The organism is Syntrophus buswellii (assembly GCF_046097065.1).
Classification (GTDB): Bacteria; Desulfobacterota; Syntrophia; order Syntrophales; family Syntrophaceae; genus Syntrophus; species Syntrophus buswellii.
In genome coordinates, this window is the sequence record NZ_CP175563.1 from 2,337,501 (window position 1) to 2,349,987 (window position 12,487).

13 protein-coding genes and 1 other RNA gene (1 of these 14 running past the window's edge) are annotated in these 12,487 nt (G+C 53.0%); 5 read left to right on the plus strand and 9 right to left on the minus strand.

Annotation, left to right across the window (positions count from 1 at the left end; translation table 11 throughout):
* From tyrS to ACJ77P_RS10745, 8 genes are all read right to left on the minus strand, one after another.
* Positions 1-62, minus strand: the start of a protein-coding gene (tyrS, locus tag ACJ77P_RS10710; RefSeq protein ID WP_408998213.1) for a tyrosine--tRNA ligase. The gene continues 1,228 nt to the left of window position 1, outside the view; the window shows 62 of its 1,290 coding nt (coding positions 1-62); its start codon is at positions 60-62; its stop codon lies off the left edge, out of view.
* Between the two features lie 68 nt (positions 63-130).
* Positions 131-922: a TIGR00282 family metallophosphoesterase gene (locus tag ACJ77P_RS10715; protein ID WP_408998214.1), complete on the minus strand. Its 792-nt coding sequence runs from the start codon at positions 920-922 to the stop codon at positions 131-133.
* Between the two features lie 94 nt (positions 923-1,016).
* On the minus strand, positions 1,017-2,579 hold the full coding sequence (gene rny / locus ACJ77P_RS10720; RefSeq protein ID WP_367361039.1) for a ribonuclease Y: 1,563 nt from the start codon (positions 2,577-2,579) through the stop codon (positions 1,017-1,019).
* A 226-nt stretch (positions 2,580-2,805) separates the two neighbouring features.
* Positions 2,806-3,003, minus strand: a non-coding RNA gene (ssrS, locus tag ACJ77P_RS10725) — 6S RNA.
* Positions 3,004-3,007: 4 nt separating this feature from the next.
* Positions 3,008-3,289: a cell division protein ZapA gene (locus ACJ77P_RS10730; protein ID WP_367361040.1), complete on the minus strand. Its 282-nt coding sequence runs from the start codon at positions 3,287-3,289 to the stop codon at positions 3,008-3,010.
* 24 nt (positions 3,290-3,313) lie between these two features.
* Positions 3,314-3,544 carry a cell division protein ZapB gene (zapB, locus tag ACJ77P_RS10735; RefSeq protein ID WP_367361041.1) on the minus strand — a complete coding sequence of 77 codons (231 nt, stop codon included), beginning with the start codon at positions 3,542-3,544 and terminating at the stop codon, positions 3,314-3,316.
* 181 nt (positions 3,545-3,725) lie between these two features.
* Positions 3,726-4,757, minus strand: a complete 1,032-nt coding sequence (gene dusB / locus ACJ77P_RS10740) for a tRNA dihydrouridine synthase DusB (RefSeq protein ID WP_408998215.1) — start codon at positions 4,755-4,757, stop codon at positions 3,726-3,728.
* 14 nt (positions 4,758-4,771) lie between these two features.
* Positions 4,772-5,551 carry an NTP transferase domain-containing protein gene (locus tag ACJ77P_RS10745; RefSeq protein WP_367361043.1) on the minus strand — a complete coding sequence of 260 codons (780 nt, stop codon included), beginning with the start codon at positions 5,549-5,551 and terminating at the stop codon, positions 4,772-4,774.
* Between the two features lie 217 nt (positions 5,552-5,768).
* Here ACJ77P_RS10745 and purD point away from each other — a divergent pair, with 217 nt between their 5' ends.
* From purD to ACJ77P_RS10770, 5 genes are all read left to right on the plus strand, one after another.
* Positions 5,769-7,100, plus strand: coding sequence for a phosphoribosylamine--glycine ligase (gene purD / locus ACJ77P_RS10750; protein WP_367361044.1), 1,332 nt, complete (start codon positions 5,769-5,771; stop codon positions 7,098-7,100).
* A gap of 12 nt (positions 7,101-7,112) precedes the next feature.
* Positions 7,113-8,687: a bifunctional phosphoribosylaminoimidazolecarboxamide formyltransferase/IMP cyclohydrolase gene (gene purH / locus ACJ77P_RS10755; RefSeq protein ID WP_408998216.1), complete on the plus strand. Its 1,575-nt coding sequence runs from the start codon at positions 7,113-7,115 to the stop codon at positions 8,685-8,687.
* A 172-nt stretch (positions 8,688-8,859) separates the two neighbouring features.
* Positions 8,860-9,372, plus strand: coding sequence for a 5-(carboxyamino)imidazole ribonucleotide mutase (gene purE / locus ACJ77P_RS10760; RefSeq protein WP_367361045.1), 513 nt, complete (start codon positions 8,860-8,862; stop codon positions 9,370-9,372).
* A complete protein-coding gene (locus ACJ77P_RS10765; RefSeq protein ID WP_367361046.1) occupies positions 9,369-10,022 on the plus strand; it encodes an L-threonylcarbamoyladenylate synthase in 654 nt (217 codons plus the stop codon). The genes purE and ACJ77P_RS10765 overlap by 4 nt, the downstream gene beginning before the upstream one ends.
* 77 nt (positions 10,023-10,099) lie before the next feature.
* Complete coding sequence (locus ACJ77P_RS10770; protein WP_367361047.1) at positions 10,100-11,275, plus strand: TsoY family (seleno)protein; 1,176 nt, start codon at positions 10,100-10,102, stop codon at positions 11,273-11,275.
* A gap of 89 nt (positions 11,276-11,364) precedes the next feature.
* Here ACJ77P_RS10770 and prxU read toward each other — a convergent pair whose 3' ends face one another.
* Positions 11,365-12,087 (minus strand): thioredoxin-dependent peroxiredoxin, encoded by a 723-nt coding sequence (gene prxU, locus ACJ77P_RS10775; RefSeq protein WP_367361048.1) that lies wholly within the window; start codon positions 12,085-12,087, stop codon positions 11,365-11,367.
* Positions 12,088-12,487: the final 400 nt, after the last annotated feature.

Below are 12,487 nucleotides of genomic sequence, written 5' to 3' on the forward strand. Positions count from 1 at the left end.
TCTTCATCGGTTACCTGCTCTATAAAGCCTCTTTCCAGAAAAACATCATATACGTTTTTCAAGTTCTAAGTCTCCTCCAGGATATTCTAACGTCGGAATCTCGAAATCCTCTCTCCAGGATCATGAAGCATCATGAATTCAGACGAACACTGAGGCGCTGGATTCTCGAACATTTACCATCCTTCTCATCAACGTCCAGCACAACCCCCTGCAATCGGATATCCCCTTTTGCAATATCGAATCTATTGGGAATCTGAAACAGAAATTTGTCTATCACGACTTCCTTTTTGACGCCGATCACAGAATCGAAAGGTCCCGTCATTCCCGCATCGCTGATGTAGGCGGTTCCTCCCGGCAGTATCTCGTCGTCCGCCGTCTGGACATGGGTATGGGTTCCCAGCACCGCGCTCACCCGACCGTCTAAAAACCACCCCAGCGCCTTTTTTTCCGATGTCGCCTCGGCATGCATATCGACAATGATGATCTTCGTCATTCCGGAAAAGGCGGCCAATTCCCTTTCCGCCGTTCGGAAGGGGCAATCGATGGGCTGCATGAAAACCCTCCCTGCGAGATTTAAGACCCCAACCGAGATGCCGGATTCCATTTTTACAAGAACATGCCCCCATCCTGGAGTTCCTTCAGGATAGTTTGCCGGCCGGAGCAGGGTTTCGTAATCTTCAACAAAGTCACGAATCTCCTTTTTGTCCCAGACATGATTGCCCGAGGTCAGGACATCGATGGAACCCTGGTACAGCTCATCCACAATTTCCCGGGTAATTCCAAACCCGGCGGCCGCATTCTCGCAGTTCGCAATAACGAAATCAACTCCGTAGGAGGTGATCATATCGGGAAGAAGCTCCCGGATGGCTCTTCTTCCCGGCTTGCCGACAATATCTCCGATAAAAAGGATTCTCATTCCCATGACCTTCAGCACTGATGCACGGAGGCTGACGATTCGTTCCCGCTGTCAACGGGAAATGGAAATCCGCGAAGCCCGCCCGCCGTTCAGATGCTCATTATTTTGCAAAATCAGACACTCGCGTTTCCCTGATGACCGTCACCTTAATCTGGCCTGGATACGTCAATTCCGATTCAATTTTATGGACAATGTCCTTACAGAGCATAACCGCATCATTGTCGGATATTTTTTCGCTTCCGACAAGAATACGGATTTCTCTCCCGGCTTGAATGGCATAGCATTTTTCAACGCCGCTGAACGAATTGGCGATATTTTCCAATTCCTCCAATCGCTTCACGTAGGTTTCCAGCATTTCCCTCCGGGCCCCCGGTCGTGCGGCCGACAGGGTATCTGCAGCCTGCACCAAAACTCCCAGCAGGGTGTTCGTCCGGCTGTCGTCATGGTGAGCGGCAATGGCCTGAACAATGCGGGGCGATTCGCCAAAACGCTTCGCATAGTCCGCGCCGATGGCCGCATGGGTTCCTTCTATCTTGTGATCCACGGCCTTGCCGATATCATGAAGCAGACCAGCCCGTTTTGCCTCTTTAATGTTCATTTTCAGTTCCGCTGCCATCATGCCGGTCAGATGGGCAACATCAATAGAGTGCTGAAGAACATTTTGAGAAAAACTCGTCCGATATTTCAAGCTTCCAAGAAGATTGATTATTTCGGGATGTATATCGTGCACCCCCACGTCAAAGGAAACCCTCTCCCCCGTTTCTTTGATGATATTGTCAACTTCCAGCCGAACTTTCTTGACGATATCCTCGATTCTTCCCGGATGAATCCTACCGTCTGTAATGAGCCTCTCCAGGGATATCTTCGCCACCTCTCTCCTTATGGGATCAAAGCTGGAAAGCACAACAGCCTCCGGCGTATCATCCACGATCAAATCGATGCCCGTGGCGGCCTCAATGGCCCGGATATTCCGGCCTTCCCTTCCGATAATGCGCCCCTTCATTTCATCGCTTGGAAGATTTACCACCGATACCGTATTTTCAGCAACATAATCACCGGCATATCGCTGCACGGCATACGCGATGATTTCTCGCGACTTCTTGTCCGCATCCCGCTTGGCATCTTCTTCTATTTTCCGGATCAATATGGCGGCATCGCGCTTTGCGGACGCCTCCATGGACTGCGTCAGCAGTTCTTTCGCCTCTTCCGAGGTAATGCCGGCAATCTGCTCCAGCTTGTTCTGCTGTTCCTCGATCAGCCTGTTGAGCTTTTCATGCTTCTCATTAATCTGACTCTCTTTTGAAAGGAGCGCCTTTTCCCTCCCCTCTATACCACTTTCCCTCTGGGAGAGCGTATCGATCCGCTTATCGAGACTTTCCTCCTTTGAGCGAATCCTCCTCTCCAGATTGTCCAGGTCCTGCTTGGTTTCCCTTGTTTCCTTCTCGAAATCCCCTTTCAGTCGAAGAAGATTCTCTTTTGTCTGGAGCACGGCCTCTTTTTTTATGGTTTCAGCTTCTTTTTTCGCTTCGTCAATAATCCTCACGGCCAGATGTTCCGATGACTCCAGCCGTTTTTGAGAAAGCCGGAATTTTAAAAAATAACCGATGGCCAATCCAATGGCAATCAATCCGAATATCGTCAATGCGATTATAGTATTGTTCAACAACACCTTTTACCTCCTCACTTGCCTGTCGAGCATCCAGAAGACATCCTGCCGGGCACCTAAAAGATATTTCTTTTAATATTCATTCACTTACACATGAATGAACGCAGGCAGACTACCTTAAGGACGATTTCTGGTGGTTAAGAGAAACAAAAATCGGATGGCGGGATTTGTTGAGGAGACTTTAGAGATACATCTCTAGCGGAACGTTGCTTATCCAGAAAAAGTAACCCCCGCATATGCCGTGTTAACGCCCCTTTTGAACCGAGGTTCAAAGTGGGTACCTTATTATTTGCTTTAGGCTTCCTGACGCCCGCTGGTCGCGGGACCGGTCAAGCTAGCGCACGGCAAACAAGGGAAGGTTCCCGTTTACTTGGTGTTGGCTCAAAAAGAAGATAGCTAATCACGCACATCGCAGGGGAACTTTTTTATCTTATCTCATCAATGAGGTTTATCAAATTTTGTGCCTGTCTGTCTATTTGACTGAAAATCTCTCCATTGTCCCCATGAAGAAGCTTCATATATTCATCTGCGATATTCAGAGCAACGAGGATGGCTATATTCAACGTGCTGGTGTTCGGAGATTTGTTTTCCAATTCCATCACTTTGTGATTGATATAGTCCATGACGTTCTTGACATGCTCATCCCCTGAATCACTCAAAACGGTAAATTCCTGGCCCAGAATCTTGATGTAATAATCCTTTTTCATGCACAACCTTATCTATATGACAGCCTACTCGTGCACGCTAACATCGGAAAGCAGTTCCAAGAGAGAATCTACCTTTACGCGAATCGCTACTCTTTCCTCATCAAATTCCTTTATCTTAGCGCTCAGCTCTTCCAACTCCACCGTTTTATTTCTCAACGATTCCTCTAATTCAAGATTCCTCTTCTTTAGCAAAGCATGTTCCCGGGCCAGACCTTTTATCTTTTCTTCCAATTCCTTCAGTATTAATAATTCCACAACTCACCCCGTTAATGTTAGCCCCTGCCTGGAGAGTCCCTCCAGGTTTCTTGAAAAATATCCCGGGGCAGTATTTTTTGTATCGCCCTTACAGCTTTGCGGAAGAATCTTTCTCTATCATTACACTCCCGTTAATTTATTTGGCAAAAATATTACAATACACGCCCTAAATGTCAAGGTCTTATTTGAAAGCCTCACGGGTGCGATCCGGCATCTCCAAGGAATCGAAAAAACGTTCGATTTCCCCCAGCACGGAATCCTTGTCGCTCACTGTTGTTGCCTTTGCCCGGAAAGCCGCCCCGCCTCTCAACTTTTTCGTATACCAGAGAAGGTGTTTTCGAAACCGGACAACCGCACCGTCGCCGCCCTCAAAAACGGATTCCATCTCCAAGTGCCTTAAAATCATTTTCTTACGCTCCATGAGAGAGGGTCTGGCATCGCCTGACGCCGCGTCCGGAAGCGAAAGAGCCTCCTTGAAGATCCAGGGGTTGCCCAGCGCCCCCCTCCCAATCATGACCCCGTCACAGCCCGTCGTTACGATCATGTTCCGCGCATCATCACCTGTTTTGACATCCCCGTTTCCGATGACGCTAATGCCGACAGAATTCTTGACCTCCTCAATGATTCGCCAGTCAGCCGATCCGCTGAATCCCTGGGCCGCCGTCCTGGCATGAACAATGACGGCATCCGCTCCCTGTTGCTCTGCTATGTCAGCGATCAGAACAGCGTTTATATTTTGACTGCTCCAGCCGGAACGAATCTTGACGGTTAAGGGCTTTCGAGTCGCCCTTCTCACCGCCCAGAGGATCCGCTCAACCCGATCGGGATCTTTCAGCAGGGCGGCGCCGGCGCCATTTTTGACCACCTTTTTGACCGGGCAGCCCATATTGATGTCAATGAGGTCCGCCCCCTGCTCGTCAGCAATCTGCACGGCCTCGGCCAGGATGGCCGGATCACTTCCAAAGATCTGAACCCCCAACGGCCTGTCCTCGTCGTGGAAGACCAGATACCGGCGGCTTTTGTCATTCCCGCAAACAAGGCCGTTGGCGCTGATCATCTCCGTATAGGCCAGGCCACACCCCGCTTCCCGCATCATCATCCGGAAAGGCGCATTGGAAATTCCGGCCAGGGGAGCCAAAATCATATTATTCTGTATCTTTAGAGAACCCAGGGAAAGGCTGTGCACGACCTGCCCTGCATCGATTTTATTCATAGAATCCGAATATCTTATGGCTCTTTTCCCCGGGAGATTCCCGCCATGTGATCTTCGGCCCGCCGAAGGTCCTCAGGGGTGTTGATGCCCAGGATTTCTTGAACATTCTCCACCTTCACCGCCCTGACGGGAAGGTTTCTCCTGCAGGCGATTTCAATAATATCGGTTAAATAGTATTCCTTCTGGGCATTGTCATCTTTTATTTCCCCCACCGCCTGCAGCAGGAATGAACTTTCAACGCAATAGATCCCTGAATTGAATTCCTTGATCTTCTTTTCCTCTTCAGATGCATCCTTCTCTTCTACAATCTTCAGAACGTCTCCCCCGGACGTTTTCACAATGCGTCCATAGCCGAAGGGGTCATCCAGCATGGCGGTAAGAACGGTGACAACGGATTGTTCCCTGGCATGAGACTCAAGAAGGTGGCTTACCGTCTCCGCGGAAAGAAGAGGAACGTCTCCACAGAGAATCAGAATGTCGCCGGAGAAATCTTCAAGGGGCCCCCGGGCCTGCATCACGGCATGCCCGGTCCCCAGCTGTTCACGCTGCTCCACAAAGATCAGGTCCTCGTCCCTGAAATTTGCCTTGACAACATCCGCCTGGTGGCCGACAACGATGATGATTTTTTCCGCCAGGGCGTTCCTGGCAATCTCAATCGAGAAGGACAGCATGGGCCGCCCATGAACGCAATGCAGCACTTTAGCCTTCTCGGATTTCATGCGAGTCCCCTTGCCTGCGGCAAGAATGATCACTCCGAGACGGTTATTCCTGATCTGGCCATTGGATGTATTCATACGGTTCTCTTTCGTTAGAATAGGGTTTTCATTAAAGATGACGAACCATTCCGGCAGGATCTGCATCTATCAATTTGCATGCCCTCTGTCAAGCGAAGCCGGAAGAAGTCTGGCAGCAAATCCGCCGCCTTCAGATTTGATTGACTCCGAATGGTTTTTTCGCTATTTATGCCTGCCGCCTGAAATTTGAGGGAAGGCGATGCAGGAGGTCGAATAAATGAAGAATATCCTGTTGATAGGCAATGGGGCAAGAGAACATGTCCTTGCGGAGACGATTGCGCGGTCTCTCCGCGCTCCTCGGCTCTTTTCCTACATGAAAACGAATAATCCTGGAATCTCCTCCTTTTCAGAACAGATTCAGCTGGGCAGATATGACGATCTTGAGGCCATCGGGGAATTTGCAAAGGCCTGTGCCGCCGATCTTGCCGTCATCGGACCCGAAGACCCGTTAAACGAAGGGGTGGTCGATTACCTGGCCTCACGGGGAATTTCCTGTGTCGGCCCCCGGAAAAGCCTGGCCCGGCTGGAGACATCGAAGTCCTTCACCCGGAATCTCCTCGAGAAGTACAATGTTCCGGGAAACATCACCTTTAAAGCCTTCTCGTCCATGGAAGGCATGGAAGCCTTTCTCGAGAAGCTGGACGGAATCGTTCTCAAACCCGATGGATTGACCGGCGGCAAAGGGGTCCTCGTACAGGGGGAACATTTCGAATCTCGAAGCGAGGCTCTGAAGGCCTGCAGGGAAATCCTCAAAACCCATCCGTCAGTAACCATCGAAGAAAAGCTGGAGGGGGAGGAATTTTCTCTCCAGTGCCTCTGCGACGGAAAAACCGTCGTGGCTACGCCACCGGTCCAGGACCACAAGCGTCGCTTTGTCGATGACCAGGGCCCCAACACGGGCGGGATGGGATCCTATTCCTTTGAAAATCACCTTCTGCCTTTTCTATCGGAAAAGGATATCGCGGCGGGATTGTCCATTACCCAGTCCGTAGCCGAAGCCCTTTACCGGGAAACCGGCTGTTACTATAAGGGTGTGATGTACGGGGGATTCATGATTACCCGATCCGGAGTGAAACTTCTCGAATACAACGCCCGGTTCGGCGATCCTGAAGCCATGAATATCCTGCCGCTTTTAAAAACAGACTTTCTCGATCTCTGCACGGCCATCACAGAGGGGACGCTGGGGAGCCTTCCTATCGAATTTGAAAAGAAAGCCACCGTGTGCAAGTACATTGTCCCCAAGGCTTACGGTCTGCCTGCAGATGACGGCGATGCAGGCTCCACCTCCTCCCGGATAGAGATCGGAGATGTGGGGGCAGCCCGCTTGTACTATTCCTCCGTCGATCAGAAGGCAGATGGGCTTTATATGACCTCTTCACGGGCAATTGGTGTCGTCGGGATTGCCGATCGCATCGATGCAGCGGAAACAATTGCGGAAAAAGCTGTAACAGCCATAAAAGGCCCTGTGGACCATCGCCCGGATATCGGAACCTGGCCTCTTCTTGAAAAGAGAATCCGCCATATGGAGGATATGAAGAGGAAAACATAAAGAAGGAGAAAAATGATGAATTTTAATCAAATAAAGCGGGTCCTTATCAGTGTGACTGACAAGGCGGGGATTGTTGAATTTGCCAGAGGTCTGGTCAGCTACGGGGTGGAGATCCTCTCAACGGGCGGAACGGCGGCACAGCTGAGACAAAGCGGCCTGTCCGTCCGGGATGTTTCCGACTATACGGGCTTTCCTGAAATGATGGACGGAAGGCTCAAAACGCTCCATCCCAAAATCCATGGGGGACTTCTGGCGCTCAGGGATCAGGAAAGCCATCAGGAGGCTGCCAAAAGCCATGGAATTGACATGATCGACATGGTGGTCATCAATCTATACCGCTTTGAAGACACGGTGTCCCGAGAAGGGTGCTCCCTTGAAGAAGCCATCGAGAACATTGACATTGGCGGCCCGACGATGCTCAGGGCCGCCGCGAAAAATTACCGCTTTGTCAGTGTTGTGACGGACCCGTCGGATTACGACCGGATCCTTGAAGAGATGAAGGGGCATGACGGACGGATCTCCGAGGCGACCAATTTCGACCTGTCTGTAAAAACCTTCCAGCTGACGGCCAGATACGATGCAGCCATTTCCAACTACCTGGGGAAGCTGACGCCTTACGGCAGCGCGCCCAAGGAATTTCCCGACACCATGACGGTGCAGTTCGAGAAAGCCCAGGACCTTCGCTATGGTGAAAATCCCCATCAGCGGGCCATCTTCTATCGGGAGCATCGTCCTTTTCCGGCCTCGATCGCCAATGCCCGCCAGCTTCATGGAAAGGAGTTGTCCTATAACAACATCATGGACAGTGATGCGGCATGGAACATGGTTTCCGATTTCTCCCTGCCCGCCGCCGTGATCATGAAGCACGCCAACCCCTGCGGAGCGGCCACCACGTCGAAAGATCTCGCCGACGCCTATCAGAAAGCCATGGCAACGGATCCCATCTCCGCCTTCGGCGGCATTGTGGCCCTCAATCGAACGGTTGACAGCGCAACAGCGGAGGAGATCCTCAAGACGTTTCTGGAAGTCGTTATTGCACCCGGCTTTGACGAGAATGCCCTGGATCTATTAAAGGCGAAACAGAACTTGAGGATGCTGCAAATCCCCAGCGAATTCACGGCAGGATCTTTGGGATACGATTTTCGGCGGGTCGTCGGCGGCCTGCTCGTTCAGGAAAGGGACCGCGATCCCTTCGATGTCCGGAAAGCCAGGGTCGTCACCAGGCGGACCCCGACGGAGGAAGAATACCAGGCGCTGGATTTTGCCTGGAGGGTCGTCAAGCATGTCAAATCCAACGCCATCGTTTTTACGACCAAGGATCAGCTGGTCGGAGTCGGCGCCGGGCAGATGAGCCGTGTGGATTCCGTCAAAATTGCCATGATGAAGGCCATGCTGCCGACGAAAGGATGCGTGCTCGGCTCCGACGCCTTCTTCCCCTTCCGTGACGGAGTAGACATGGCCGCAGAAGCCGGCATCACGGCCATCATTCAACCCGGCGGCTCCATGCGGGATGAGGAGGCCATTCAGGCTGCCGATGAGCACGGAATGGCCATGATCTTTACCGGTACCCGCCATTTCAAGCACTGATAGGCGGTCCGCGCGGATTCTCATGCGGCAGGCAGTCCTGAAATGTTCCGCCTGCCGCATGACTCTTCTTTCACCTTCTTGATTCTCTCTGTTATCGGCTGTATACTACAGCCCGTATTTTCGCTTTGATCCGTTTTTCACCCCATTTATTCCGGAGCAGGAGAACCCTTTAATGAACAAGAGCAACGATATTGTCAGCGTCGTGATGGGCAGCGATTCCGATTATCCCGTCATGGAAGAAGCGGTTAAAATTCTCGATGCATTTTCCATCGCCAATGAGGTATTTCTAACCTCGGCGCACCGCTCCCCGACGAGAACATCCGATTTCGCCCGGAAGGCGGCCCAGCGAAACGTCAAGGCCATCATTGTCGGGGCAGGCGCCGCAGCACATCTGGCCGGTGTCATCGCCTCGCAGACCCCCCTGCCTGTCATCGGGGTGCCCATCGATGCAACGGCACTTCACGGCCTGGATGCCCTGCTGTCCACGGTGCAGATGCCGGGTGGCGTCCCCGTTGCAACCATGGCCGTCGGAAAAGCAGGGGCAAAGAACGCCGCACTGCTTGCTGTCCGAATTCTATCGCTCAATGATGAAGAGCTCCGGCAGAGGCTTCTCACTTATATCGACACGATGTCCCAGGAAGTTGAAAAGAGGCAGGAAGACCTTCTTCAAAAAATCCGCGCATGAGTTCAACACCGGTGATAACGATCGATCCAGGGAATCCTGACCCCTCCCTGATTCAAGAAGCCGCCGGACTTCTGAGGCAGGGACGGATTCTGGCCTATCCCACGGAAACCTTTTATGGCCTGGGAGCAGACGCAGGAAATGAAGCCGCCATTGAAAAACTTTTCGGCATCAAGGGCAGGAGTTTTAGCAATCCGATTCCGATTCTCATGGGAGCAGAAGACGAACTGGACAGCCTGGTAGAGGAGGTCCCGGAAACAGCGCGAAGGCTCATGGGCGCATTCTGGCCCGGCCCCCTGACGCTGGTGTTTCGGGCGGCTCCATCCCTGTCCCCGCGGCTGACGGCACACACCGGACTGATCGGCATTCGGATATCCAGCCATCCCATCGCCCGGAGTCTGGCCCAGGCCCTTGGAGCGCCCCTGACAACCACGAGCGCCAATTTGTCCGGAGGGAAGGAGTGCGTGACCGCTCAGGAGGTCGCCCGGACAATCGGCTCACTTCTCGACGGCATCGTTGACGGGGGCAGAACCCCCGGGCTGGCAGGATCCACGGTTGTCAACGTGGCTGAAGATCCACCGCAGCTCCTTCGAGTCGGCATGATTCCGGAAGGTGAAATCACCAAAGTCCTGAGGGGACGCGCTCTGAAGTAACCCCTTTGGAGCTGTGACATACCGGTTATTTCGTTTTTGAAAACATTGAAGAGTATTCAGATTTCAGGGAGGTTGCCGTGCCATCCGGAAAAACCACGCCATCGGAAACGTACAGCCCGCTCTATTTTCTTGCTTCACTCGGTACGGGCGGACTGACGGTCACATTCTTCATGTGGCTGATGCACTGGACCCCGCATCCCGGCCGCACAGTGCCTGTATTCGAGGATCTGGTCGCCCTTTTTTCCGCCGGCGAGACCGCTGCTCGGGCGGTGATCATCGCGGCGGTTACCGGTATCGCCTTTTATGCCTTCCTCAATCTCAAGTATCTGATCTGGAACCTGATCCGCTTTCAAACCTGGAAAAAGTCCGAGGCTTATGGCAGACTCCGCAGCTCCAACGCGGAAACCCAACTGCTGGCTATGCCGCTGGCCCTCGCAATGAGCGTCAACGTCATCTTCATCCTTGGGATGGTCTTTGTCCCCGGACTCTGGAGCGTGGTGGAGTATCTCTTCCCCCTGGCAATCGCCGCCTTCCTTATGATCGGACTGATGGCCTTCCGCATGCTGGGAGCATTCTTCGGTCGGGTGCTGACGGTTGGCGGATTCAGCTGCGCGGTCAACAACTCCTTTGCCCAGGCACTTCCAGCCTTTGCCCTGGCCATGATCGGCGTGGGGCTGGCCGCACCTGCCGGGATGTCAGCTACCCCTCTGGTGGCTGGTCTCGGGCTGGTCCTTTCAACCTTTTTCCTGATCGCTACGCTCCTCATCGGAGGCATCGCACTGGTTCTGGGCATCCGCTCGATGATGGAAAACGGCGCCAATATTGAAACCGCACCGACACTGTCGGTATTCATCCCCCTGCTGACGATTATCGGCATCCTGTCTCTGCGCCAGAGCCACGGACTCGGCGAGCATTTTGAACTGGCCAGCGGCGGCGGCAACCGATTGATGATGCTTTCACAGTTTCTTTCAGCCCAGTTACTCTTTGCGCTGCTGACAGGAGCGGTTCTGAGGCGCCTTGGCTATGCAGGGAAGTTTATTTTCGGAAGGGAAACATCGGTAGGCTCCTACGCCCTGGTCTGCCCTGGGGTGGCACTGGCGGTGATGACCCATTTCTGGCTCAACCGGGGCATGGTGGATGCCGGGCTGATCGCCAAGTTTTCCACGGGCTACTGGGTCATCTCAGCCTTGGCCGTGGCAATCCAGCTCGGAACGATGGGGCTGGTCCATATCCTGAACCGCAAGCACTTCTGAGGATTCCAGGCAAGGAAGACTGCTTCATGCCGTCGACCGCCCCAACGCACCGGCACCGAAGGCTGGTCGACGGACATGAGCTGGAATGGCTAATCTTTTTCCATGGAGGTTTTCCAGACCTCCCAGACCTTGCCGACGAGGTCCGGACCGGGCTTGAGCGTGATCTTGCCGGGCTTCCAGCCTGACGGAGTCGCCTCCGCCCCCTCCGTTGCCCGGACATGTTGAAAGGCCTGGATCTGGCGGAGGTTTTCCGCTACCAGGCGCCCAACAGGAGGCGTGAGCACTTCATAGGCCTGAATCACGCCATCGGGATCAATGATAAACCGGCCCCGGTTTTCAACTCCAGCCTCCTCGTCGTAAACACCGTATGCCATTCCCAACTTTCCACCTCCATCGGAAAGCATGGGGAAAGGAACACCACCGGGAACCATTTTCGCCAGCTCGTAGTCGTTCCACATCTTGTGGACAAAGACGCTGTCGACACTGATGGAAAAGACCTCGGCTCCAAGCTTTTGAAATTCCGCATAATGATCGGCGACCGCCGAAATTTCGGTCGCTCAAACGAATGTAAAGTCTCCCGGATAGAAGCAGAGGACCACCCACTTGCCAAGAGAATCTGAAAGTTTTACCGAAGTAAACTCCCCCTTGTGATACGCGGGGGCAACGAAATCCGGCGCCGGTCTTCCTACCTGAATCATCTTCTTCACCTCCTGGGACGGCTGCGCCCCCTTTGTCTCCGCTACTGTTTCCTTAGACTGTCCGACCAACCCGCCCGTGGGGCGGGCGCATCCTACTTTGGCCTTTTCCGCCATCTCAAACCTCCTTTCTCCAATGGTGATCTCCCCTATCTCCATCTCATGAACCGCTCAAAAACACTCCTTGCTTCACATTTTTCGGCTTTGGCGGTCGCAACGCATCAGGGAACGTGGGGTAGAAAGGATCCCCCTTTGACACAACAAGGCGGGCTCCTGGGTTAACCGCTTTATTCAGGATGGAATACCTGCCCGTTTTCCATTCAATTCGGGAATAGAATAATCCAGGGGATCCTGCCTGTCAAAGCAAATAACGACGCTCAGCCGGGGCCCCCTGTTACAGAAGGCGCCGGACCAGGGATTTGCAGAGCGTCCATGCCGGCAGTGCGGCGGTCTGACATGAAAAAACTTGGATGGATCCTTAAATTAAAGCAGAAAAATAAATTGAATATCTGATTAA

Coding starts and splice junctions, on each gene's coding strand:
- purD (WP_367361044.1), top strand. CDS start 5,769: ATGAAGAATATCCTGTTGATAGGCAATGGGGCAAGAGAACATGTCCTT.
- purH (WP_408998216.1), top strand. CDS start 7,113: ATGATGAATTTTAATCAAATAAAGCGGGTCCTTATCAGTGTGACTGAC.
- ACJ77P_RS10730 (WP_367361040.1), bottom strand. CDS start 3,289: ATGAAAAAGGATTATTACATCAAGATTCTGGGCCAGGAATTTACCGTT.
- ACJ77P_RS10745 (WP_367361043.1), bottom strand. CDS start 5,551: ATGAATACATCCAATGGCCAGATCAGGAATAACCGTCTCGGAGTGATC.
- dusB (WP_408998215.1), bottom strand. CDS start 4,757: ATGAATAAAATCGATGCAGGGCAGGTCGTGCACAGCCTTTCCCTGGGT.
- ACJ77P_RS10765 (WP_367361046.1), top strand. CDS start 9,369: ATGAGTTCAACACCGGTGATAACGATCGATCCAGGGAATCCTGACCCC.
- purE (WP_367361045.1), top strand. CDS start 8,860: ATGAACAAGAGCAACGATATTGTCAGCGTCGTGATGGGCAGCGATTCC.
- ACJ77P_RS10715 (WP_408998214.1), bottom strand. CDS start 922: ATGGGAATGAGAATCCTTTTTATCGGAGATATTGTCGGCAAGCCGGGA.